Origin of the sequence: Streptomyces sp. NPDC059679, from assembly GCF_042734105.1 — a bacterium.
In the GTDB taxonomy this organism is placed as follows: Bacteria; Actinomycetota; Actinomycetes; order Streptomycetales; family Streptomycetaceae; genus Streptomyces.
The window spans coordinates 47,537-70,307 of record NZ_JBHWES010000040.1; the positions used below are offsets into that span (position 1 = coordinate 47,537).

General features: G+C 71.7%; 17 protein-coding genes, 1 other RNA gene and 1 pseudogene. 8 read left to right on the forward strand and 11 right to left on the reverse strand.

What is annotated here, in order from left to right; all coding sequences use genetic code 11:
• Window positions 1-2 precede the first annotated feature (2 nt).
• On the forward strand, window positions 3-974 hold the full coding sequence (tgmB, locus tag ACFV2X_RS33525; protein WP_385623842.1) for an ATP-grasp ribosomal peptide maturase: 972 nt from the start codon (window positions 3-5) through the stop codon (window positions 972-974).
• Window positions 971-2,154: pseudogene (gene tgmC, locus ACFV2X_RS33530) on the forward strand (ATP-grasp peptide maturase system methyltransferase). Before tgmB ends, tgmC begins: the two are co-directional and overlap by 4 nt.
• 32 nt (window positions 2,155-2,186) lie before the next feature.
• On the opposite strand, the gene ACFV2X_RS33535 reads toward tgmC, so the two are convergent.
• Window positions 2,187-2,813, reverse strand: coding sequence for an NAD(P)-dependent oxidoreductase (locus ACFV2X_RS33535; protein WP_385623844.1), 627 nt, complete (start codon window positions 2,811-2,813; stop codon window positions 2,187-2,189).
• A 124-nt stretch (window positions 2,814-2,937) separates the two neighbouring features.
• On the opposite strand from ACFV2X_RS33535, the gene ACFV2X_RS33540 reads away from it, so the two are divergent.
• Entirely contained in the window at window positions 2,938-3,300 is a 363-nt protein-coding gene (locus ACFV2X_RS33540) for a winged helix-turn-helix transcriptional regulator (protein ID WP_385623847.1), read from the forward strand.
• Between the two features lie 76 nt (window positions 3,301-3,376).
• On the opposite strand, the gene ssrA is transcribed toward ACFV2X_RS33540, so the two are convergent.
• The 5 genes from ssrA to ftsE form a co-directional block, all read right to left on the reverse strand.
• Window positions 3,377-3,746, reverse strand: a transfer-messenger RNA (tmRNA) gene (gene ssrA / locus ACFV2X_RS33545).
• 138 nt (window positions 3,747-3,884) lie between these two features.
• Window positions 3,885-4,364, reverse strand: coding sequence for an SsrA-binding protein SmpB (gene smpB / locus ACFV2X_RS33550; protein ID WP_385623849.1), 480 nt, complete (start codon window positions 4,362-4,364; stop codon window positions 3,885-3,887).
• A gap of 18 nt (window positions 4,365-4,382) precedes the next feature.
• Window positions 4,383-5,585 carry a S41 family peptidase gene (locus tag ACFV2X_RS33555; RefSeq protein ID WP_385623851.1) on the reverse strand — a complete coding sequence of 401 codons (1,203 nt, stop codon included), beginning with the start codon at window positions 5,583-5,585 and terminating at the stop codon, window positions 4,383-4,385.
• 68 nt (window positions 5,586-5,653) lie between these two features.
• Complete coding sequence (gene ftsX, locus ACFV2X_RS33560; RefSeq protein ID WP_385623853.1) at window positions 5,654-6,565, reverse strand: permease-like cell division protein FtsX; 912 nt, start codon at window positions 6,563-6,565, stop codon at window positions 5,654-5,656.
• 9 nt (window positions 6,566-6,574) lie between these two features.
• Entirely contained in the window at window positions 6,575-7,264 is a 690-nt protein-coding gene (ftsE, locus tag ACFV2X_RS33565) for a cell division ATP-binding protein FtsE (RefSeq protein ID WP_014179099.1), read from the reverse strand.
• A gap of 328 nt (window positions 7,265-7,592) precedes the next feature.
• Between ftsE and ACFV2X_RS33570 the strand changes: the two genes are divergently transcribed.
• Complete coding sequence (locus ACFV2X_RS33570; RefSeq protein WP_014179098.1) at window positions 7,593-7,787, forward strand: hypothetical protein; 195 nt, start codon at window positions 7,593-7,595, stop codon at window positions 7,785-7,787.
• 208 nt (window positions 7,788-7,995) lie between these two features.
• Here ACFV2X_RS33570 and ACFV2X_RS33575 read toward each other — a convergent pair whose 3' ends face one another.
• The 4 genes from ACFV2X_RS33575 to ACFV2X_RS33590 form a co-directional block, all read right to left on the reverse strand.
• On the reverse strand, window positions 7,996-8,673 hold the full coding sequence (locus ACFV2X_RS33575; protein ID WP_385623857.1) for a hypothetical protein: 678 nt from the start codon (window positions 8,671-8,673) through the stop codon (window positions 7,996-7,998).
• Window positions 8,674-8,975: 302 nt separating this feature from the next.
• Window positions 8,976-10,088: a peptide chain release factor 2 gene (gene prfB / locus ACFV2X_RS33580; RefSeq protein WP_385623860.1), complete on the reverse strand. Its 1,113-nt coding sequence runs from the start codon at window positions 10,086-10,088 to the stop codon at window positions 8,976-8,978.
• A gap of 368 nt (window positions 10,089-10,456) precedes the next feature.
• The gene (locus ACFV2X_RS33585) at window positions 10,457-11,764 is read right to left on the reverse strand and encodes a serine/threonine-protein kinase (RefSeq protein WP_385623863.1); all 1,308 of its coding nucleotides are present in this window, start codon (window positions 11,762-11,764) and stop codon (window positions 10,457-10,459) included.
• A 182-nt stretch (window positions 11,765-11,946) separates the two neighbouring features.
• Window positions 11,947-13,683, reverse strand: a complete 1,737-nt coding sequence (locus ACFV2X_RS33590) for a serine/threonine-protein kinase (protein ID WP_385623865.1) — start codon at window positions 13,681-13,683, stop codon at window positions 11,947-11,949.
• Between the two features lie 518 nt (window positions 13,684-14,201).
• Here ACFV2X_RS33590 and ACFV2X_RS33595 point away from each other — a divergent pair.
• The 4 genes from ACFV2X_RS33595 to ACFV2X_RS33610 all read left to right on the forward strand — a co-directional run bounded on the left by ACFV2X_RS33595 (window position 14,202) and on the right by ACFV2X_RS33610 (window position 22,220).
• A complete protein-coding gene (locus ACFV2X_RS33595; protein ID WP_385623867.1) occupies window positions 14,202-18,206 on the forward strand; it encodes an FHA domain-containing protein in 4,005 nt (1,334 codons plus the stop codon).
• A gap of 346 nt (window positions 18,207-18,552) precedes the next feature.
• On the forward strand, window positions 18,553-19,956 hold the full coding sequence (locus ACFV2X_RS33600) for an ABC transporter substrate-binding protein (RefSeq protein WP_385623869.1): 1,404 nt from the start codon (window positions 18,553-18,555) through the stop codon (window positions 19,954-19,956).
• Window positions 19,957-19,980: 24 nt separating this feature from the next.
• Window positions 19,981-21,342, forward strand: coding sequence for a carbohydrate ABC transporter permease (locus ACFV2X_RS33605; protein ID WP_385623870.1), 1,362 nt, complete (start codon window positions 19,981-19,983; stop codon window positions 21,340-21,342).
• Complete coding sequence (locus ACFV2X_RS33610) at window positions 21,339-22,220, forward strand: carbohydrate ABC transporter permease (RefSeq protein ID WP_358640933.1); 882 nt, start codon at window positions 21,339-21,341, stop codon at window positions 22,218-22,220. The genes ACFV2X_RS33605 and ACFV2X_RS33610 overlap by 4 nt, the downstream gene beginning before the upstream one ends.
• A 66-nt stretch (window positions 22,221-22,286) precedes the next feature.
• Here ACFV2X_RS33610 and ACFV2X_RS33615 read toward each other — a convergent pair whose 3' ends face one another.
• The gene (locus ACFV2X_RS33615) at window positions 22,287-22,724 is read right to left on the reverse strand and encodes a MarR family winged helix-turn-helix transcriptional regulator (RefSeq protein WP_385623873.1); all 438 of its coding nucleotides are present in this window, start codon (window positions 22,722-22,724) and stop codon (window positions 22,287-22,289) included.
• Window positions 22,725-22,771 lie beyond the last annotated feature (47 nt).

Genomic DNA, 22,771 nt, shown 5'->3' on the forward strand with positions numbered 1-22,771 from the left:
CGATGGCCGACACGAGCCCCGTCCTGGTGGTCACGGAACTGCTGGACATCACCGCCGACATGGTGATCACTCACCTCAACGAGCGCGGTATTCCGGTGGTCCGCTTCAACCCCGAGGACCTCCCGGCCGGGGAACTGACGGTCTCGGCTCGGTTCGGTGACCGCCCGGCTTCCGCCCCGGTGGCCGGGCGGTTCCGTACCCCGTCGAGGACCGCCGACGTGGAGCACGTACGGGCGGTGTACTGGCGTCGCCCCGTCTGGCCCACCTTCGAGGACCTGGGCCCGGACGACGCGCGCTATGCCGCAGCGCAGGTCCGCTACGGACTCGCGGGCGCCCTCTATGCACTCGACGGCCCTCTGTGGATCAACCATCCAGCCCGCAACACGGCAGCCGACTACAAACCCGCTCAACTCGCCGTAGCCGTACGTTTAGGTCTCACCGTGCCCGCGACGCTGGTCACCAACGACCCCGACGAGGTACGACGGTTCATCACCGCGCACGGCCAGGTGATCGCCAAGACGCTGCGGGGGACGCCGTACGAGCGAGACGGCATCGGCCTCACGAGCTGGGCCGAGCCGGTCACCGCCGACGAGGTGGACGACAGCGTGGCCGTGGCTCCGCACCTGTTCCAGGCCCGTGTGGACAAGGTGGCGGACCTGCGGGTGCTGGTCGTCGGCCGGCAGTCGTTCGCCGTGCGCATCGACTCCGGCCTGTTGGACTGGCGCAAGGACTACTCCGCCCTGTCGTACAGCGTGATGGACCTGCCGGGTCGACTGGAGAAGGCGCTGTTCGACTACCTCGACCACTTCGGCCTCTCCTCGGGGAGCTTTGCTCTCGCCCTCGACCGCGACGGTGAACCCCACTGGCTGGAGCTGAACCCGAACGGCCAATGGGGGTGGCTGGAAGAGAAGACCGGCCTGCCGATGGCCGCCGCCTTCGCTGACCTACTCGCCCAGGGAGACAACCCCGGATGACGCCCGAAACCGCCCCTGAACGGCGCGCCCTCGCAGACCGGCTCCAGGAGGCCGGAGTCCTCACCCACCCGAAGTGGCGGGCGGCGGTCGAGGCCGTGCCGCGTGAGCTGTTCCTCCAGCCCGGCGTGTTCCTGCCCGCCGACGGCGGGCGCTGGCGGCCCGTGACGGCGCTCGGCACCGACCCCGGGGAATGGCCGGGATCGCCTACCGCGACGAGTCCCTGGTGACGCAGCTGGACGGACACCTCACCGCCGACCAGACCGCCGAACCCGTCCCCGGCGTGCCCACGTCGTCGTCCACCACGCCCGTCACGGTCGTCAGCATGGTCGAAGCCCTGGACGTCGAGGACGGTCACACCGTGCTGGAGATCGGCACCGGCACCGGCTACTCCACCGCCCTGATGTGCCACCGGCTCGGCGAGGACAACGTCACCACGGTCGAGGTGGACCCGGGCGTGGCCACCCGTGCGGACGCCGCCCTGGAGGCCGCCGGATACTCGACATGGACCCTGACCGGTGACGGACTCCTGGGCCACCCCCGCCGCGCCCCCTACGACCGCACCATCGCCACATGCGCGGTACGCCGCATCCCGCACACCTGGGTACGCCAGACCAAACCGGGCGGCATCATCCTCACCACCCTCGCCCCCGGCTCATGGGCGTACGGCAGCGGTCTCGCCAAGGTCACCGTGAACGACGACGGCACGACCGAGGGACTGATCATCGGGGAGTCATCGTTCATGCAGGCCCGCTCCCAGGCCGCCACACCGCTCGCGGGGGACCTGTCGGCGCGCACCGCCTACGCCGACAGCGAGCGCGAGACGAAGGTCTCGCCGACGCTGCTGGAGGAGTGGATGCCCGCCTTCCTCGCCCAACTCGCCGCGCCCGGCGCCCAGCTCGTACGCGCCGCCCGGAGCGATGGCAGCCAGCAGCTCTACGTGTTCGACGCCGACCGTGAATCCTTCGCCGCGTTCATCGAGGACGGCTCCGGCTGGACCGTACGGCAGGGCGGGCCGATGGCACTGTGGGACGCCATCGAACAGGCGCTCATCGCCTGGCAAGACGCCGGATGCCCGGACATCAGCACCGTGCGGCTCCGCGTCACCGCCCGCTCCCACACGTACTGGATCGGTGGCCAGAAAGTCAGCTCCGCGTTGCACTGGGAACACCGCCTTGTCTGAGCTCAGCGAGACAAGGCCGGCCGAGTGTCCGGTCATGTCACGGCCAGGTGGCTGCGGTGGTGCCGTGGGGTCTCGGCCTCGTCGAGCAGGACGAGGGCGAAGTCCGCGTAGGAGATGCGCGCCGCGAGGTCACCGTGTTCGCGGATCTCATATTGGCCGGTGCGCTCCCCCTCATGGTCGAAGTCGCCGACTGGGCTGACATACACCCAGTCCAGCGCGGCGCCTTCGGCCCGAAGCGCCTCGAGTCCGTCGGCGTGGGCCAGGCAGAAGGGCCGGAACTCGGCGGGGAAGCCGGGCATGTCGAGCAGGCGGGTCCCGTCGGGGCCGGGCAGTAGCGTTGCGATCCCGACCGCGACGAGCCGGTCCACCCCGGCCTGCCGCAGGCCCTTGATGAGGGCGTGTGCGGCGCTGGTGAAGAATGCCCTCGCGTCGATTACCGCCGCCACGTTGATCGCGGCGTCATGCCCGGCCGCGAGGGCGGCGACATCCGCCGCGTCGGTGACATCCCCGGCGGCGATCCGTACGCCGCCGTCCGCCAGGCCGCCGTAGCGGGACGGGTCGCGGACCACCGCGGTGACCTGGTGACCACGCCGACGCGCTTCAGCGACGGCCTGCCGGCCGGCCCGGCCACCGGCTCCGAAAATCACGAACCTGCCCATCGTCGGAATACCTCCCGTTGAGTCGATGCTCCGGAAGGTATCCGCAAGGGCAGTTACCTCCTGGATACCGAGACCGGAAGCCGAGACCGGCTAACGACCCCAGCCCACAGGCAGGAGAGAGAGCATGACACGCCGCCAGCCGCTGCCCCCGGACATGTTCGACGAACTGTGTCCGTCCTCGCTGTTGCCATTCCGCTTCGGCGACAAGTGGGCAGCTCTGGTCATTCGCTGTCTGGAAGACGGTCCCCGCCGATTCTCCGAGCTGCGTGTGCCACTGCACCGCGTCACCCCGAAGGTGCTCACACAGTCACTACGTGGCCTGGAGCGGAACGGGCTCGTCTCACGCACGGTGCACACCGACCCGAAACTCGGGGTGGAGTACGCGCTGACGCAGCTGGGTCGCAGCATGTTGGAGCCGCTGTATTTCGCATGCGCGTGGGCAGCGGAGCACTGGGACGAGCTGCTTGACGCACGGGACAGGTCCTAGCGGCCGTGCGCCCGAGCCCGAACGCGACGAGGGCCCCGCGGTCTGCTGACCGCGGGGCCCTCGTCGTACATGGGATGAGTGGAGATGGCGGGAATCGAACCCGCGTCCAACGGTGTGGAACCAGGACTTCTCCGAGCGCAGTCCGCTGTGATTTTCTCGGCCCCGGAGATCACGCGGACAAGTCTCCGACGGGCTCAGTCACTGTTTGATTTCCCACCAGGCCCCGTGACCGGGTCTAGTGGTTTAGTCCCCTAGCTGATGCCAGGATCCGGGTCGGGAACAGCCCCGGGCTGACACTTCGCAAGTCGCTACTTAGGCAGCGAGGGCGAAGGAATCGCGCTTGGTGTTGGCGATTATAGGTTTCGGCATATGGTTTACGAGATCATTGCCGCTTCCTCGGCTCGCTTCCCCTGCTTCGACAGCCGCTGTCGAAACCGATCATCCCCATGTGGTGTTATCAAGGTGGTGCCGCACCCCTCTGCGGGGGTGCAGCCCTTATCGTACGTGAACAACGCACGATAGTGCCAGCGTATTCCCGCCGGTCAGGCCAGCGCGACGGTACGGCCCACCCAGTCAGGCCCCAGTCAGGCCCGCTGCCGCCGCCGCGCCGCGGAGATCGCCCGCTCGGACTCGCGGCGGTCCTGCTTCTCGCGCAGGGTCTGCCGCTTGTCGTACTCCTTCTTGCCCTTGGCGAGGGCGACCTCGACCTTGGCCCGGCCGTCCTTGAAGTACAGCGCCAGCGGGACCAGGGTGTGGCCGGTCTCCTGGGTCTTGACGACCAGCTTGTCGATCTCCGCGCGGTGGAGCAACATCTTCCGCTTGCGCCGGGCGGAGTGGTTGGTCCACGTCCCCTGGCTGTACTCCGGAATGTGCACGTTGTGCAGCCACGCCTCGCCGCCGTCGAGCTGTGCGAAGCCGTCCACCAGCGAGGCCCGACCCTGCCGCAGCGACTTGACCTCGGTACCGGTCAGCACCAGACCGGCCTCGTAGGTGTCGAGGATGTGGTAGTCGTGCCGCGCCTTCTTGTTCTGCGCGATCAGCTTGCGCCCCGTCTCTTTTGCCATAGCGCTGTCATTCTCGCACTATGACCCGCCCCCGAGGCCACTCAATACTGTCCGCGCGCGCGTTTCGGCGCTCTTCTCGTCGTCGCCGCGTACGGACAGGTCGGGGGTGATCCCCTTGCCGTCGACGCCGCGCCCGGTGGGGGTGCGGTAGTGGCCGACGGTGAGCTCGGCGACCGAGCCGTCGGGGAGCTCGCTGGGCATCTGGACGGAGCCCTTGCCGAAGGTGCGGGAGCCGACGACCACGGCGCGGCGGCGGTCCTGGAGGGCGCCGGTGAGCATTTCGGCGGCGCTCATGGTGCCGCCGTCGACGAGGACGACGAGCGGGGAGTCGGTGTCACCGCCGCGCCGGGCCTCAAGCACCCGCTGCTCCCCCCGTACGTCGTACGTGGCGACCAGCCCGCCGTCGAGGAAGGTGGAGGCGGTGGTGACGGCCTCGGAGACCAGGCCGCCGGAGTTGCCGCGCAGATCGAGCAGGATGCCCTGGCCCTCGGGGATGGCCCGCACCGCGCGGCGGACCTGGTCGCCCGAGCCCCGGGTGAATGCCTCGATCTTGATCCGGACGGCGGCGGGGTGCTGATCGGTGAGGCGGTCGACGGTGACCGGCTCGGTGGCCAGCCGCGCCCGCCGCAGGGTCTGCCGCCAGCTGTGGTCGCCGCGCTGCAGGCCGACCTCGACCTGGCTGCCCACGGCCTCGCCCGCGCCGCCGCGCAGCCAGGACACCACCTGGGTGACGGGGCGGCCGGTCGTCGTCCGGCCGTCGACGGTGCGCAGCCGGTCACCGGCGCGGATGCCGGCCTTCGCGGCGGGGCTGCCGGGCTGGACGCGGTCCACCGCGATCCGGCCGCCGGTGCTCAGGCGGGCGGAGATCCCCACGCCCACGTACTCGCCGTCGAGATTGCGGCGGAAGCCCTCGTACTCGCGGGCGCTGTACACCGCGCCCCATCGGTCACCGCTGCGGCTGACCACTTCGCGGGCGGCCTTGGAGCCGGACTTGCCGTCCTCCTCGGCCTGTGCGGCGGCCGCTTTGACCTCGTCGCTCTCGACGGTGCTCGATACCGAACGGGACGCTATCCGGGCATCGGCCGGGTCCCGGCCGTCCTCGGCCTCGGCGCCCCAGGAGCCGACGGCGGCTCCCGTGGCCAGCACGCTCACGAAGACCACCGTCAGGGCGGCCCCACGGCGAATGCGGCGGGGCGGGACGAACAAACACGGGCCCGACATGCCGGTGAGTGTAGGGCAACACAGGGCGCCGTACCGGTGGTTGTGAGGTACGGCGCCCTGGACGAATGTCACACCTTGAGGTACTTGCGGAGCGCGAAGAACGCCGCGAAGGCGGGCATCAGCAGCCCGATCGCCAGCACCAGCGGCAGCTTGGACAGCACCGCGTCCCAGCCGATGAAGTTGATCACGTCGATCCGGTCCACCAGCCAGTTGTTGACCAGGAAGTACTGTCCGCTCACGAGCAGCACACAGGCGAAGCCCGCGCCCAGCAGACCCGCGATGGCGGCCTCCATGATGAACGGAATCTGGATATAGAAGCTGGACGCGCCGACCAGCCGCATGATCCCGGTCTCCCGGCGGCGGGAGAACGCCGACACCCGCACCGTGTTGACGATCAGCATCAGCGCGACGACCAGCATGAGCGACATCACCCCCCACGCCGCGTATTTCATGCCGTTGAGGAGGTTGAAGAGGTCGTCGACCAGCTTCTGCTGGTCCTGGACCTCCTGCACCCCGGGGCGGCCGGCGAAGGCGGTGGTGATCACCTTGTACTTCTCGGGGTCCTTGAGCTTGACCCGGAAGGACTCCTGCATCTGGTCCGGGGTCAGCGAGTTGGCCAGCGGCGAGTCGCCGAACTGCTCCTTGTAGTGCTTGTACGCCTCCTCCGAGGTCTCGAACTCGACGCTCTCCACGATGCTCATCTGCTTGAGCTCGGAGCGGATCTCGTTCCTCTGCGCGTCGGTGACGGCGCCCTTGGAGCAGTTGGGCGAGGTCTCCTTGTCCTGCTTGTTGCACAGGAAGACGGAGACGTTGACCTTGTCGTACCAGTAACCCTTCATCGTGCTCACCTGCTCGCTCATGAGCAGGGACCCGCCGAACAGGGCGAGCGAAAGGGCGACGGAGACGATCACCGCGAAGGTCATGGTCAGATTGCGGCGGAGACCGACGCCGATCTCCGACAGGACGAACTGGGCGCGCATGGCGTCCTTTCAGTGCTGGTAGCCGTAAACGCCGCGGGACTGGTCGCGTACGAGACGGCCCTTTTCAAGTTCGATCACGCGCTTGCGCATCTGGTCGACGATCTGCTGGTCGTGAGTGGCCATCACGACCGTGGTCCCGGTCCGGTTGATCCGGTCCAGCAGCTTCATGATGCCGACGGAGGTCTGCGGGTCCAGGTTTCCGGTCGGCTCGTCGGCGATCAGCAGCAGCGGCCGGTTGACGAACGCGCGGGCGATGGCGACGCGCTGCTGCTCACCACCGGAGAGCTCGCCGGGCATACGGTCTTCTTTTCCGCCCAGTCCCACCAGGTCGAGCACTTCGGGGACGGTCTTGCGGATCGCGCCGCGCGGCTTGCCGATCACCTCCAGCGCGAAGGCCACATTCTCCCCGACCGTCTTGTTGGGGAGCAGCCGGAAGTCCTGGAAAACCGTGCCCAGCTGGCGGCGCATCTGCGGCACCTTCCAGTTGGACAGCCGCGCCAGGTCCTTGCCCAGCACATGGACCGCGCCATGGCTGGCGCGCTCCTCGCGCAGCAACAGACGGAGAAAGGTGGATTTGCCCGACCCCGAGGAGCCCACCAAAAAGACGAACTCCCCCTTCTCGATCTCGAGCGAAACATCCCGGAGTGCGGGACGGTTCTGCTTGGGGTAGGTCTTGGATACGTTGTCGAATCGGATCACTGAAGCACCACGGTCGACCTGGGTAGGGGTACGGGTGGCCGCGAGGGCTCCCGTCGGTGTGCGTGACCATACGCGAACCGCGCGCGACCTCGCAGTCGCCGTTCGGGGTTGGTGCGCTTATTCACGGCACTATTGGGGGCAAACGGTTGACAACCTGCCCCGCCGAGCTGTCCGAAACAGCCACGGAACCGGTACGGATGCGGTACGGAATCGTGCGGGGCGCGCCGAACCGGGCGGAAGCTGGCACAGTGGAAGGGGAACCAACACATTTCCCAGAGCGTTGGCCCCGTGTCTACTGCGGCATCGCCGCGCGGGAGGAGAAGAGCGCATGACGTATGACAGGCTTGTCTGCGCCAACTGCGCGAGCCCCGTCAGCGAGGGCCGGTGCCCGGTCTGCCGGGCCAGCAGGGAGCGTCTGCAGCAGGCCGGCGGCTTCGGCGGGCTGACGCCGACCGCCCTGATAGCGCTGCTGGTGGCGCTGATCGCGGTGGCCCTGCTCGCTCACCAGGTCGCCACGGTGTAACGGACCGTAGCGGCTCATAGCGACCCATGGCGCTATGTCGAGCGGCGCCGTACGCACGGTGACGGTCGACTCGCGATCCACGCGATGTGTTTCATTTCTCACAAGCACAGCACAAGCACGCACGAACACGCACGAGGGGCCCGGAGTGACGCCGCACTCCGGGCCCCTTCGCGTCGCTGCGCCGCACCCGGTCCGGCCGGGTGCGTGATCAGGCCGCGGTGTTGCGGTTGACCAGACGCGGCATGAGGCGGAAGCCAATGCCGCCCGCGATCATCGTCGCGGCGCCGACCAGCAGGAAGGTCGTCTCGGAGGCACCGGTCTCGGCCAGCTCCTCCTTCGGCTTGGCCAGCTCTTCCTTGGGCTTGCTCTGCTCGACCGGCTTGGTGCCGGCGCTGTCGGTGTCGGTGTTGTCCTGGCACTCGGTGCCGTCGAGCTCCACCGTGCAGGTGTTGGAGTCGTCGCTGCCGCCGCCACCGCCGGTGCCGGGCGACTTGGTCGGCTCGGCGGTCGGCTTGCCGGTGGGCTTGCCCGTCGGCTTGCCGGTCGGCGGCTTGGTCGGGTCGTCCGTCGGCGGGTTGGTCGTCGGCGGGTTCGTGGTCGGGTCGTCCGTCGGCGGGTTCGTCGTCGGCGGGTTGGTCGTCGGGTCGTCCGTCGGCGGGTTCGTCGTGGGCCCGGTCGGGATCGTCGTCGGGTCGTCGGTCGGGTCGTCGACACCGACGCCGACGGCCACGCCCTTGTCGTCCGCCTTGACCGAGGCCTCCACGCCGCCGATGCCGACGTCGATACCCACGGCCGATGCGGCACCCGCCGCCGTCAGCGAGGCGCCGGCGGCGATCACGGCGCTCGCCGCGATCCGTGCGACGCGCAGCCGCGTCTTCTTCGTCATCTGCCTGCTACCCCCAGTAGCTGTACTCGTCAATGGAGCAGCTATGCACGAGGCAACGGTCTGCGGGGAGTTCTGATCCGCGGGACCGGCCACACAAGGCGGCCCGCGAGCCCCCGTTCACACGCGCCCCAGTCATACGCATGCCGCGCGTCAGCTTTCCCATTTTTCATATGACCGTCAAGGTCATTGCGCACGACATGTCCGCTATGGCGGTGGTTGGCGGATGCATGGGTACAGGACTGTGACCAACTGGCCGTCAAGTCATGGGCAGGCGGCCGTCGGGCCGCGGGCAGGGCCTTGCCTTACTTCTGCTGCTCCCGCTGCTTGCGCCAGCGGATTCCCGCCTCCAAGAAGCCGTCCAACTCGCCGTCGAGCACCGACTGCGGGTTGCCGACCTCGAACTCCGTCCGCAGGTCCTTGACCATCTGGTACGGGTGCAGGACGTACGAACGCATCTGGTTGCCCCAGGAATTGCCGCCGTCGCCCTTGAGCGCGTCCATCTTGGCCTGCTCCTCCTGGCGGCGCCGCTCGAGCAGCTTGGCCTGGAGGACGTTCATCGCGGTCGCCTTGTTCTGGATCTGCGAGCGCTCGTTCTGGCAGGAGACCACGATGCCGGTCGGGATGTGGGTCAAGCGCACCGCGGAGTCCGTGGTGTTGACGCCCTGGCCGCCGGGGCCCGAGGAGCGGTAGACGTCGACGCGCAGCTCGGACTCGTCGATCTCGATGTGGTCGGTCTGCTCGACCACGGGCAGCACCTCGACGCCCGCGAAGGACGTCTGGCGGCGACCCTGGTTGTCGAACGGCGAGATACGCACCAGGCGGTGGGTGCCCTGCTCGACGGAGAGGGTGCCGTAGGCGTACGGGACCTGGACGGCGAAGGTGGTCGACTTGATGCCGGCCTCTTCTGCGTACGAGGTCTCGTAAACCTCGGTCTTGTAGCCATGGCGCTCGGCCCAGCGCAGATACATCCGCTGCAGCTGCTCGGCGAAGTCGGCGGCGTCCACGCCACCCGCCTCGGCCCGGATGTTGACGAGCGCCTCACGGGCGTCGTACTCGCCGGACAGGAGGGTGCGCACCTCCATCTCGTCGACCGCCTTGCGCACCGAGTCCAGCTCGGCGACCGCCTCGGCGCGGGCGTCGGCGTCGTCCTCGGCGTCGGCGAGCTCGAAGAGCACTTCGAGATCGTCGATGCGGCCGCGGAGCTCCTCCGCCTTGCGCAGCTGGCCCTGCAGATAGGACAGCCGGCTGGTGATCTTCTGCGCGTTCTCCGGGTCGTCCCAGAGGGAGGGGGCCGCCGCCTGCTCCTCGAGCACGGCGATGTCGGCCCTCATCTTGTCGAGGTCCAGGACGGCCTCGATCGACCCCATGGTCGAGGAGAGGGACTTCAGCTCTTCGGATACATCGACGACTGCCACGGCACCAGCGTAACCGGCCGGACGGGCGACCGGGCGCACGGGCGGCCGGCCGCCCGGCCGGGCGCGCGGCCGGGGGCCCACACCCCCGGCCGGGGGCCGTACCTCCGGCCGGGGGCCGTACCTCCGGCCGGGGTCACGGGCAGGCGGGCCGGGCGAGTGAGCCGAAGGGGCGCGGTCGCCCGCGCCGGAGGCGCTGATGTCACTGTGAAAGGGAGAGCGCGCGGAGGCCCTGAGGCTGCAATCGATATGCGGCTCCGCCGCGTGGAGGGCCGAGCACGGTCGACCGTCGACAGGGGCTGTAGCGCCCCCCGGGGGCACCTCCCAGCGGTAGCTGGGGGAGAACCGAGCCCTCAAAAAAAGGGGGCCGCTCAGCGATCGCTGGGGTCTGCTGGGGCCGAGTGTTCGCCGCCCGTGGGGGGCTCGCCGTCGTCGTCGCCGCCCGATGCGAGCCAGCCGCCGATCCCCACCGCGGCCAGCAGCGCGCCCGCGACCACCGCGAGCCTGACCCGGCGGCGGCGCACCGCCTCCGAGACCGGGCGGTTACGGGCCGAGCCCGCGCGGCGCTGGCCGCTGACCCGGGGGGCGCGGGCGGTGCCGTGCGGGCCGCCGGCGAGCTCGTCCGCGCTGGGCACCCGCATGCTGGTGTGCGTCTCCCGGCTGGAGTCGGGCACCGCCCCGGGCACCAGCGGCACCGCGCCGCGGCGCCGCGGCGGCTCCTCGGCGGCGGGGGCGCCGCGGTGCGGCGTCGGCGCCTCGTCGTACCGGCCCTCCGCCTCGGCCCCGGGCTCGTCGGGCTCGTCGATGTCCAGCGGCGGGTAGCCGGTCAGCGACGGCAGCAGCTCGCGCAGCCGGGCCGCCAGCTCGGAGGCGCGCAGCCGGGAGGCGGGCGCCTTGGCGAGGCACTGGAGCAGCAGCTGCCACAGCTCGTCGGGGATGCCGGGCAGCGGCGCCACGGTCTCCGTCACATGGCGGCGCAGGATCGCGCCGGGGTGGCCGCCGCCGAAGGGGGTGAAGCCCGCCAGGAGCTCGTACAGGACGGTGGCGAGGGCGTATACGTCCACGCTGGCCCGCGGCGGCAGCCCCTCGACGATCTCGGGGGCGAGATAGTCCGGGGTGCCGATGACGCTGCGCGGGTTCTGGACCCGGCCCTGGGCGGTGCCCTGCGGGCGCACCCGGCGCGGCGCGTCGACGAGCCGGGCCACACCGAAGTCGGTGAGCAGGGCCGGGTGGGAGCCGCCGGGGCCGAGCGGGCCCTGCATGTCCAGCAGGACGTTCTCCGGCTTGACGTCGCGGTGCACGATCCCGGCCGCGTGGGCCGCGGCCAGGGCGTCGGCGATGTCCGCGGCGATGGCGACCGCCGCCTCGGGGGCCAGCCGCCGCTCGCGGTCGAGCCGGGTGCGCAGATCGGTGCCGCGCACCAGGTCCATGACCAGGGCCAGGTCGTTTCCGTCGACGACGAGGTCGCGTACGCCCACCACCCGGGGGTGGTCCAGGCTCAGCAGCGCGGTGCGCTCCTGTACGAAGCGGCCGACGAGCTCCTGGTCGGAGGAGAGCTCCTCGTGCAGGAGCTTGATGGCGACCGGGCCCTCGGGACCCTCGCCCAGCCACACCGTGCCGGCACTGCCGCGGCCCAGGACCTGGTTGGCGGTGTACCGGCTGCCGATCTTCCGTGACAAGACTGCTCCGACTCCTCCGACAGGGGCACGTTGGCGACAAAGCTACGCGGCTACCGGCAGGTTGGGGGTCTCGGACAGCGCCAACTGTCCGCTTCTGCGCGGAAAACACCCTTCAGATGTCGACAAATCCCCTTAGCGGCGGGGCCCTTGGCCGCGGGCCCCGCGCCGTACACGGGGCTGGGTCAGCTGGGCCCGCCGAGCTTGGAGATCCAGTCCTTCACCTCGGTGATCCAGTCGGTGACCGCGTCCCAGTAGCTCTTGCCCTCGGCGACCCAGTCCTTGAGCGGGGTCAGCTCCCAGATCAGCCAGGAACCCACGATCAGGATCACGATCACGAACAGACAGCCCTTGAGGCACCCCATACCGGGGATCTTCATCGGGCTGGAGCTGCGCTGCCGGGGCTGGCGCGGCTCGGGCTGCTGCGGCTGCGGGGGCGGCGGCGCGTAGCGCTGGGGCTGCGGCTGCTGGGGGTGGTGCGGCGCCGGGGCGTAGTTCTGGGGCTGCTGCTGGGCGTACGGGGGCGGCTGCTGGCGCCTCTGCTGCCTGCGCGGCGGCTGCTGGGGCTGCTGCGGCTGGTACTGCTGGGGCTGCTGGTACTGCGGCGGCTGCTGCGGGGCGGGGCGGCGCTGGGGGCGGCGGCGCAGCGGGTCCTGGCTCGGGTCGAGGTACTGGACCTGCGTCTGCTCGTTTCGGTCGCGGGCCGCGCGCAGCTGGTTCTGCCAGGGGTGCGGATCGTCCGGACCCTGGCCGGGCGGCACGGGCGGCATCGCGCGGGTCGGGTCGGCGCCGGAGGCCGGGCCGGAGCCGGCGGGCAGCACCTGCGTGGGGTCGGCGTTCGCACCGCCGCCGGGGCCGCCGGTCTGGGGCAGCACGCTGGTGGCCGCGGCGGGGTCGAAGGCGCCCGACGCGTTGGACGGGAGCACCTGGGTCGGGTCGGCGGCGCCCCCGGGGTCGGCGTCCGGCACCGGGGCGGGCGCCGGGTCCGGGGCGAGCAGCGCGCCGACGCCGAGCGCGGCCTCGGCCTGCGCGGGCGTGGCGTGCACCCCGACGCCCGCGGCGACCACGCGCAGCCCGCGGGCCAGGCTCTCGGCGCTGGGCCGGTCCTCCGGGCTCTTGCGCAGACAGCGCTCTATGACCGTCCACAGGGGCTCGGGCACGGTGGTGGGGCGGCGCGGCTCCTCGCTCAGATGCCGGTGCAGCACCTCGAGCGCCGTGTTGCCCGCGAACGGCGGACGGCCGGTGACCAGCTCGTACAGCATGATCCCGGCGCCGTAGATGTCCACCGCGGAGGTCTGCGGGCGGCCCTCGGCGGACTCCGGCGCCACATAGGCGGGCGTGCCGACGAACTCATGGGTGCGGGTGAGGCCCGGCGAGTCCGCGAGGCGCGCGATGCCGAAGTCGGTCAGCATCGGGTGCATCTCCTCGCCCTCGCCCGTGCCGGCCAGCAGCACGTTGGCGGGTTTGAGGTCGCGGTGCACGACGCCGTCCGCGTGGCTCGCGGCGAGCGCGTCGGCGATCTGGGCCATCAGCAGGGCGGCGGCCACGGGGGTGAACGGGCCGTTGCTACGCAGGTAGTTGTGCAGGTCCGGACCGTCGATCAGGTCCATGACCAGGGCGAGCAGATCGCCCTCGACGACCAGGTCGCGGGTGCGGACGATGTTGGGGTGGGTGAGCCGCAGCAGCACGGAACGCTCGCGCAGGAAGCGCATCACGATCTCCGCGTCGTTTGCCAGCTCCTCCTTGAGGACCTTGATCGCGACGGTCTCGCCGGGCTGCCCGGCCACGGCGGCCTCGGAGCCCGCCGCCTCCCGCTGGCGGGCTCGCCAGACGGTGCCCGTGGCTCCGCGTCCGAGCGGCTCCTCGAGCAGGTACTTGCTGCCTACCGGCCGCACGTCATGCGCTCCCTGGTCGTGGTCCATGTTGTCTGCGTTGTCTGCGTTGACTGCGTCCTGCCGACGGCTGGTTGTTCATGTCGCCGACATCGCCTGCGTCGGCCCCACTGTAGTGGGGCCGTACGACATGCCGTACTGATCTCCGTACGAGCCGCGGATGAGCCGCGCAGAGCACGGCTTGCGGGGAAGACGCACGATCCGGACAGATGGTTGCCAACGTCGGGCGGATCCGTGGCATTCGACGCCATCCGATGCCACAAAGGACAACCGGCAGACAGCCACCCCAGTCACAATCAACCACTTTCGGCCAGTCAGCCAACCAATCAAGATCATGAAGCGACGGTCGGCGGGCGGAATGTCAGTGGCAGGTGCGAGGATGCAGGCAGCATGGATGCGGTGGGGAGCCGGGGGGGACCCGCGCGCCGTGCCCGTACGTGCGTGCCCGTGCGCCCGTACGGAGCTTGTACGTGCCGACGCGCCTGGGGGCGGTGGGGGGAAACGGCGCCCCTGCCCGGCCCCCCGGACAGAAGGGACCGTTGACGGCTATGCAGATTCGGCTGACCGTCCTCGGGCCGCGCAGCGCCCACCCGAGCCGTCCGGGCCAGGCCGCGCCCGGCCACGCTCACACCGGACCCTGCACCGTGGATGTGCTGGTGACCGCCCCGGCCGGCACCGCCCTCGCTTCGGTGGCCAGCGGGCTGGCCGCCGCCCTCGCCGCCTCCGGCTGCGACGCGGGCGGCAGCGGCGGCGCCGTGCTGTACGCGGGGGCCGAGCGGCTTGACGCGCAGCGCTGCGCGGTCGGCGAGCCGCCTCTGGTGGACGGCGCGGTCCTCGCGCTGAACGGCCCGGCGGACCCCGACCGCTATCCCGGTTACCCGGGGTACCCGGGCCTGCCCGAGGCCGCGGCGCCGGACGCGGCCGTCCGGCTCGACGTGGTGGCGGGGCCCGACGCGGGCGGCGTCCATCTGCTGCACGGCGGCCAGGTCCGCATCGGCCGCTCCGCCGACGCGGACGTCCCCCTCGACGACCCCGATGTGTCCCGGCTGCACTGCGCGGTGACCGTGGCCGACGACGGCCGGGTCACCATCACCGACCTCGGCTCGACGAACGGCACGGCGGTCGACGGCGCACCCGTCGGCCCCCACGCCGTCCCGCTGCCTCCGGGCGCCCTGCTGCGCATCGGCGAATCCGCCCTGCGGCTGCACACCCCGTCCCCCTCCCCCGCCCCGCCCGAGCGCCTTCCGGCCCACCCGGACGGCGAGGGCCACCTACGGGTCGTCCCGGGGGCGCACCCGGGCGCGGCCCCCGAAGCCCCGTCCCATGCCCCCGCGGCCACCACGACGGGCCAGGGCGACTGGCTCCCCGCCGAGCGGGGCTCCTCCGGGCACGGCGGGATGTCCGGCCACCCCACGACGGCCGGGGACGCGTTCGAGCCATACGCGGCCCAGGACGGCCGCGACCGCGCCGGGCGCCCCGTGCCGGGCGCGGGCCCGGCCGGGCAGCGCGGCGGCGAGCGGGCCCCGGCGGGGCCCGGCCGCATGACGGGCCACCCCGCGCCCGGCGGCAACCCGCCCGGCCGACCCGGCGGCGGCCCGGCCGCGCCCGGGGGCCGCGGTACGGCGCCGGCGCAAGGCGAGCCGTACGCCGGTGCCAACCCGGGTGGGGCCCGAAGCCAAGGACACGGCTCGGCCGCGCGCAGCGACGGCGGGTGGCAGCCTGCCGACGACCGCGCCCTGCCGGGGACGGACGAGAGCCCGACGCACTTCGGCGCCGCCGGAATGAGCCAGGGGCCGTGGGCCGCCACCGGCGGGGGCGCGGCCTGGGCGGAGTCCGCTCCGGGACACGACCGGGCCGACGGCGCGGCGTCGCGACCGGGCGCGGGGGCGCCCGGCGGCGCGGCCCGTTCGCACACGGCACCGCACCATCCACCAGCAGACGGCGGCGCCCAAGTCCCCCGGCAGGCCGGGGCACCAGGCGGGGCGTCGGCCACGGGCGGCGCAGCCCAGGACGACCGGGGCGCCGGAGCGCGTGGCGGCCGGCCGGGCGCGTATGACATCGCTGACGTCGCCGGGGCGCAGGTGCGGCGGCGCGGCGGCATAGGGGCCTGGGCGCGGCGGCTCGCCTCCGGGCTCGGCGCGGGCGAGCGGGACGAGGCGTGCGGCGACGGGCCGGGCGGAGGCGCCGTGGGGCAGGCGGCCGCCGAGGCCGCCGCGCTGCACCGGCGGTGGCCGGACCCCGCCGCCGTACTGATGACGGCGCTCGGTCCGGGCCCGCGCCTGTGGGAGCGCGGCCCGGGGCACCCGGACGCGCTGAGCGTGCGGCTGGGGTCGGCCGACCGGCCCGCCGCGGGCGGCGGGCTGCTGCCCGCCGCACCCGTGACCGTCGATCTGCGGGAGGCCGGTTCGCTGGGCCTGGCGGGCCCGCGCGCCCGGCTGGCCGGGCTCGCCCGCTCCGTCGTGGCGCAGCTGGCGGCCCTCCACTCGCCCACCGAGCTGGAGATCATCCTGGTCAGCACGGACAGCCGGCGCCCCATCGGCGAACGGCTCGCGCAGTGGTCCTGGCTCGGCTGGCTGCCCCACCTCCAGCCGCTGCGCGGGCAGGACTGCCGACTGCTGCTGGCGTACGACCCGGAGCAGGCCACGGCCCGTACGAACGAGCTGGTGCGGAGGCTGGAGGACGGGCGGCCGGGCCCGGGCTGGGCGACCGCGTCCCCGGCGGCCGTGGCCGCCGCCGCGGCCCGCCACTCCGGCCCGCGCACCGTGGTCGTCGTGGACGGCGACCCCGGCCCCGCGGCACTGCGCGAAACGCTCGCGGCGCTGGCGCTGGGCGGCCCGGCGGCCGGAATTCATCTCCTGTCCCTGGTGGAGGCGCCCGCCACGTCCCCCGCGTCTCCGCTGTCGGCGAGCTATGGGGCCGCCCGTGCCGCGTCTCCGGTGTTCGCCGCCTGCGGGATGGCGGCGCTGCTCAGCGGCGATGTGGCGACGGGGCTGCAGATCGTGCGCCGCGGCGGCCACGACGCGGCGGCGGGCGCGGCCGCGACCGTGGACGCGGTGTCGGTGGCCTGGGCCGAGCGGTTCGCACGGGCCCTGGCGCCCCTGCGCCCGGCCGACTCCGCCCTGGAGGGCGGCGCCCCCGGCTCCGGCCGCCCGGCGGCTGCCCCACTGCCGCGCGCGTCGCGGCTGCTGGACGAGCTGGGTCTGGCGCGGGCCACCCCCGCCTCGCTACTGGCCCGCTGGGCGGCCGCCGCGGACGAGGTCCCGGCCGGCGGCCGGGCCCTGGCCGTGCTGGGCGCGGGCCCGCGCGGCCCGCTCGCCGTCGACCTGGTGGCCGACGGCCCGCATCTGCTGATCGGCGGCGGCCCCGGCACCGGCAAAACAGAGCTGCTGCGTTCCATTGCCGCCTCCCTCGCGGCCGCCGAGCGCCCGGACCGGCTCGGCCTCGTGCTCGTCGACGGCGGCGGCGCGGAGCGCGGCGAGGGACTGCGGGTGTGTACGGACCTGCCGCAGGTCTCGACGTATCTGGCGGCCTCCGACCCGGTACGGATGCGGGAGTTCGCCCAGGCGCTGAGCTCGGAGCTCAAGCACCGCGCCGAACTGCTGGGCGACCGGGACTTCACCACCTGGCACGCCCAGCGCTCCAGCGCGCCCGCCGCCCACGCGACGGGCGGCTCCGGCGCCGCCCCGGCGCGGGGTACCGGCGGCGTCAGCGGGCACCTGACCGGGGGTGCGCGCTCCGGCGGCGCCGACAGCACCACGGCTCGCCATCTCGACGACCCAGCCCGTGGCACGGGCGGGTACCCGGGCGGCACCGCCGGTGGCGTCCCGGCCGGGGCCATGGGCGCGGGCGGCGACGGCGGGGCGCGGGTGGTCGCGCCGCGGCGGGCCGGTGACCTCGACTCCGCCTCCAGCGGCACCTTGCGGCTGCGCACCCAGCCCGGCGGCGAGCACACGGAGGAAGCGGCGGCAGGGGCCCCGCTGCCCCGGCTCGTCGTCCTCGTCGACGACTTCGACGCGCTGGTCGCTCCCTCCCTGGGCAGCACCGGTCGGCCGGCGGCCGGGTCCGTCGTCCGGGCGCTGGAGGCCGTCGCCCGCGACGGTGCGCGCCTCGGGGTGCATCTGGTCGCGGCGTCCGGCCGCCCGGACCGTACGGCGGACACGGCGGCGGCCGAGCGCGCCGGGCTGTGGATCACGCTGGAGGCCCGCCCCCTGTCCGCCACGGCCTCCGGAGCGCCCACCGGCTCCGCCGGCTCACCCACCGGCTCCGGGGCGGCGGAAGCGGCCATCGGCCGCGGGCAGCTGTACCGGCGGCGCGACGGCATGTCCAACCCCTCCACGCCGTTCCAGGCGGGCCGGGTGACCGGGCGCATACCGCGTACGGCGACGCAGCGTCCCACCGTCGTGGCGGTCGACTGGGAGCGTACGGGCGACCCGCCCACCCGGCGCCCGGTACGGGAGCTGGGCAACGGGCCGACGGACCTGGCCCTGCTCGCCAGCGCGCTGCAGCGCGCGGCGCAGTCGGCTGGCGCGCCGACCGCGCCCGCTCTGATCTGACCGCTACCGTCCAAGTCTCACCGCAACCACAACCCGCGACCGCGAACAGCGACCACAAACCGCAGCCGCAAACCGCGACCACAACCCGCGACCACGGCCTCAACCGCTCAAGCGCGGCGACCAGAACGCCCCTCCCCCATCCGACCCGTCCGACTTTCGGAATCGATCGTCCGATCCTCCTGTCTGACCGCCCTGCCCCGTTCCTTCCTGACTGTTCATCACGGCCCGGTCACAATCGGAGAGTTACCGCAGAAAACGGTATTGCGACGGACCGTGACCGGGCGTAGGACTGTCGGCACGGGATACGGCCGCGACGGGGGACGGCCGATTTGGGAGGAAAACGGGGATGCTCACACCGCTTCGCAGGAAGCGCCAGCAGCGCCGGCCGGGCCAGACTCGCCAGCAGCGCACGAGGCGTTCGGCGCGAGCCGCGCTCGCCCTCTGTTCGGCGGGGGCGCTGATGCTCACCGCCGCGGGCTGCGGCACCGATGACGGGGAGGCCGACAGCGGCAGCCCACCGCCCGTGACCGTCAAGCTGCCCAACCTCAAGGGCAAGCATCTTGAGGTCACGGCCGTATGGACGGGCACCGAACAGAAGAACTTCACCAAGGTGCTGAAGGAGTTCGAGAAGCGCACCGGCGCCAAGGTGTCGTTCGTGCCCAGCGGCGACGACATGGCGGGCTTCGTCGGCTCGAAGATGGCGGGCGGTCAGCCGCCCGATGTCGCGCTGGTCGGGCAGGTCGGCGTGTTGCGCAAGTTCGCGCAGAAGGGCTGGGCCAAGCCGGTCAACGCCGCCACCAAGGCGCAGCTGTCCAAGAACTTCTCGAAGGGCTGGCAGGAGCTCGGCGCGTACAAGGGCAAGCAGTACGGCGTGTATTTCAAGGTCAGCAACAAGTCGCTGATCTGGTACAACACCTCCGCGTTCGAGTACGCGGGGGCCAGGGAGGCGAAGACCTGGAAGGACTTTCTCGCCCAGGCGCAGCTGATCTCCGACTCCGGCACCGACCCGGTTTCGGTCGGCGGTGCGGACGGCTGGACGCTCACCGACTGGTTCGAGAACGTCTATCTCTCCCAGGCGGGGCCGGAGAAGTACGATCAGCTGGCCCAGCACAAGATCAAGTGGACCGATCCCTCGGTGACGCGGGCGCTCAAGACGCTGGCCGAGCTGTGGGGCGCCAAGGGGCTGCTCGCGGGGGGCAGGTCCGGCGCGCTGCAGACGGCGTTCCCGGATTCGGTCGTCAAGGCTTTCGCCGACGCCGCCCAGCCGGACGCCGCGATGGTCTTCGAGGGGGACTTCGCCGCGGCCAATGTCTCCGACGCGGGGGCCAAGCTGGGCTCGGAGGCGAAGGTCTTCCCGTTCCCGAAGGTGGGTGCGACCGCCCCGGTGGTCACCGGCGGCGATGTGGCCGTGGCGCTCAAGGACAGCGAGGCCTCGCAGGCGCTGCTGACCTTCCTGGCCTCGCCCGACGCCGCCCACATCTGGGCCCAGGCGGGCGGCTTCATCTCGGCGAACAAGAAGCTCAGCCTGAGCGTCTACCCCAATGAACCGCTGCGCAAGATCGCCAAAGCGGTGATAGACGCGGGCGACAACTTCCGCTTCGACATGTCCGACCAGGCCCCGGCCTCGTTCGGCGGCAAGCCGGCCCAGGGCGAGTGGAAAGCGCTCCAGGACTTCCTGAAGAACCCCAAGGATGTCGAGGGCATCCAGCGCCAGCTGGAGCGCGATGCCGCCAAGGCGTACGGGAACTGACGACGCGACCGGGAGATCCACATCATGTCGACCGCGACAGCGGGCGGCGCGGCAGCACCTGGCCGCGTAGCGCCTGCGCAGGACAAGAACAAGAAGAGGAAAAGCATTACGGGCACCCGGCTGTGGGTGGCGGGGATCTTCCTGCTGCCCGCGCTGGTGCTGCTCGGCGCGCTCGTCGTCTACCCGATCGGCTACTCCGTCTACCGCAGTCTCTTCGACGCGTCGGGCGACGGCTTTGTCGGTCTTGACAACTACCGCGAGATGTTCAGCGACGACGCGACGATGACGGCGATCAAGAACAACATCGTCTGGGTCATCGTCGCCCCGTCCGTGGCCACCGCACTCGGCCTGATCTTCGCCGTGCTCACCGAGCGAGTGCGCTGGGGCACGGCCTTCAAACTGGTCGTCTTCATGCCGATGGCGATCTCGATGCTGGCGGCGGGCATCATCTTCCGGCTGGTGTACGAGGCCGATCCGGACCGGGGCGTGGCCAACGCCATCTGGGTGAGCGTGCATGACACCTTCAAGGAGTCGCCGCCCTTCCCCGGCGCCCATCCACGGCCCGACGCCGGGTTGACCGAGTCGTCGAACGGGTCGTTCACCACCGATGCGACGGCGAAGGCGGGCACCCCCGTCTCGCTGCCGCTGGTCGCCGCCAAGCGCGACGATGTGAGCGGCGCGCAGGAGGCCAAGGCCGCGAAACCGGAGGCCGGGAAGGTCACCGGCACGGTCTGGTTCGACTTCACCAAGGGCGACCGCGGTCAGCACAATGTGCTCGACAAGGGCGAGAAGGCGCTCGCCGACGTCAAGATCGAGGCGGTCAAGGACGGCAAGGTCGTCGCCACGACCACGTCCCGCGCCGACGGTACGTACACCCTGCCGGCCAAGGCGGACGGCGCCGAGCTGCGGCTGCCCGCCTGGAACTTCGGCCAGCCGTACAACGGGGTGGACTGGCTCGGCCCGTCGCTGGTCACCCCGGCCATCATCGGCTCGTACGTCTGGATCTGGGCCGGTTTCGCGATGGTGCTGATCGCGGCGGGGCTCGCGGGCGTGCCGCGCGAGCTGCTGGAGGCTGCGCGGATGGACGGCGCCAATGAGTGGCAGGTCTTCCGGCGGGTGACGGTGCCGCTGCTGGCGCCGGTGCTGTCGGTGGTCGTCGTCACGCTCATGATCAACGTCTTGAAGATCTTCGACCTGGTGTACATCATCGCGCCGCAGACCAGTCAGGACGAGGCCAATGTGCTCGCCCTCCAGCTGTATCAGTCGTCCTTCGGGACCGACGTCAACCAGGGCCTCGGCAGCGCGATCGCCGTGTTCCTGCTGGTGTTCGTGATGCCCGTCATGTTCTTCAACATCCGCCGGATCCGAAGGGAGCGCCGCCGATGACCAGCGCGGACACGGTCGTACAAGCCAAGCAGTCGCTTGCCGCGCGGATCGCGGCCCGGGCCGGCGGCGGGGTGATGCGGGTCGTCCTCATCCTGATCGGGCTGTTCTGGCTGATGCCCACGGTCGGGCTGCTGCTCTCCTCGCTGCGCGACCCCTCCGAGGTGGCCGTCTCGGGCTGGTGGAAGGTCTTCACCGACCCGGGGCAGCTCACCTTCAGCGCGTACGACGATCTGCTGTCCAACCAGCAGATCACCGACTCGCTGTGGACCACCCTCGCGATCACCATCCCGGCCACGGTCCTGGTGGTGGTGCTCGGCGCGCTGGCCGGCTACGCCTTCGCGTGGATGGACTTCCCCGGCCGCGACTGGTGGTTCCTGGTCGTCGTCGGCCTCCTCGTCGTCCCGGTGCAGGTCGCGCTGATCCCCGTCGCCAAGCTCTTCGGCGAGATCGGCATCTTCCAGACGACGACGGGCGTGGTGCTCTTCCACACCGCCTTCGGCCTGCCCTTCGCGATATTCCTGCTGCGCAACTTCTTCGCGGAGATCCCGCGTGAGCTGCTGGAGGCGGCGCGGCTGGACGGGGCGGGCGAGCTGCGGCTGTTCGTACGGGTCGTGATGCCGCTGGGCGGGCCGGCCATCGCCTCGCTCGGCATCTTCCAGTTCCTGTGGGTCTGGAACGACATGCTGATCGCGCTGATCTTCGCGGACAGCGGCAACCCGCCCATCACGGTGGCGCTGCAGCAGCAGGTGCGGCAGTTCGGCAACAACATCGACATCCTGGGGCCTGGCGCCTTCATCTCGATGGTGATCCCGCTGGCCGTCTTCTTCGCCTTCCAGCGGCAGTTCGTCGCCGGGGTGATGGCGGGCGCGGTGAAGTGACCAGAGCCCGCTGAACCACAAGCGCCACAAGTACTGAGCCGGGCGGCCCGTCGAGGGCCGGCCGGCTCAGTGCTGTGCGACGGGGTGGGTGATGGCCCGTTCGAGCAGCTGGTGCAGGGTGCGCTGCTCGTCTTGGGTGAGGCCCGCGAGCGGGGAGTCCGCGCCCAGGAGTTCGAGGAGCCGGTCCCGGAGCGCGGCGCCCTGTGGGGTGAGCACCAGCTGCTTGGCCCGGCGGTCGGTCGGGTGCGGGCGGCGTTCGATCAGGCCCTGCTTTTCGAGCTTGTCGACGACGAAGGTGGCGTTGGAGGGCTCACAGCTCATGCGGTCAGCGAGCTCTCGCATGGTCATCGGCCCGCTCAGCTCGCGCAGCGCGGTCGCCTGGGGCGCGGTGAGCCCCAGCGTGGCCGCGCGCTGCCGCAGATGGTCGGCGATCCGGTCGGCCATCCCGTTCACCAGGCCGCACAGCTGCCGTTCCGCCATGGTCCGCGCTTCCAGGTCGGTCATACCCCCCATCCTAGCAAGTACACAAAGCTTGGATATTGCAAGTTTTA

What these genes read in the sequence shown, in the direction of transcription:
- ftsX (WP_385623853.1), bottom strand. Translation starts at nt 6,565, where the DNA reads ATGCGCGCCCAGTTCGTCCTGTCGGAGATCGGCGTCGGTCTCCGCCGC.
- ACFV2X_RS33600 (WP_385623869.1), top strand. Translation starts at nt 18,553, where the DNA reads ATGCTCACACCGCTTCGCAGGAAGCGCCAGCAGCGCCGGCCGGGCCAG.
- ACFV2X_RS33570 (WP_014179098.1), top strand. Translation starts at nt 7,593, where the DNA reads ATGACGTATGACAGGCTTGTCTGCGCCAACTGCGCGAGCCCCGTCAGC.
- ACFV2X_RS33615 (WP_385623873.1), bottom strand. Translation starts at nt 22,724, where the DNA reads ATGACCGACCTGGAAGCGCGGACCATGGCGGAACGGCAGCTGTGCGGC.
- ACFV2X_RS33575 (WP_385623857.1), bottom strand. Translation starts at nt 8,673, where the DNA reads ATGACGAAGAAGACGCGGCTGCGCGTCGCACGGATCGCGGCGAGCGCC.
- ACFV2X_RS33540 (WP_385623847.1), top strand. Translation starts at nt 2,938, where the DNA reads ATGACACGCCGCCAGCCGCTGCCCCCGGACATGTTCGACGAACTGTGT.
- ACFV2X_RS33595 (WP_385623867.1), top strand. Translation starts at nt 14,202, where the DNA reads ATGCAGATTCGGCTGACCGTCCTCGGGCCGCGCAGCGCCCACCCGAGC.
- ACFV2X_RS33610 (WP_358640933.1), top strand. Translation starts at nt 21,339, where the DNA reads ATGACCAGCGCGGACACGGTCGTACAAGCCAAGCAGTCGCTTGCCGCG.
- ACFV2X_RS33605 (WP_385623870.1), top strand. Translation starts at nt 19,981, where the DNA reads ATGTCGACCGCGACAGCGGGCGGCGCGGCAGCACCTGGCCGCGTAGCG.
- tgmB (WP_385623842.1), top strand. Translation starts at nt 3, where the DNA reads ATGGCCGACACGAGCCCCGTCCTGGTGGTCACGGAACTGCTGGACATC.
- smpB (WP_385623849.1), bottom strand. Translation starts at nt 4,364, where the DNA reads ATGGCAAAAGAGACGGGGCGCAAGCTGATCGCGCAGAACAAGAAGGCG.
- ACFV2X_RS33590 (WP_385623865.1), bottom strand. Translation starts at nt 13,683, where the DNA reads ATGGACCACGACCAGGGAGCGCATGACGTGCGGCCGGTAGGCAGCAAG.
- ACFV2X_RS33535 (WP_385623844.1), bottom strand. Translation starts at nt 2,813, where the DNA reads ATGGGCAGGTTCGTGATTTTCGGAGCCGGTGGCCGGGCCGGCCGGCAG.
- ACFV2X_RS33555 (WP_385623851.1), bottom strand. Translation starts at nt 5,585, where the DNA reads ATGTCGGGCCCGTGTTTGTTCGTCCCGCCCCGCCGCATTCGCCGTGGG.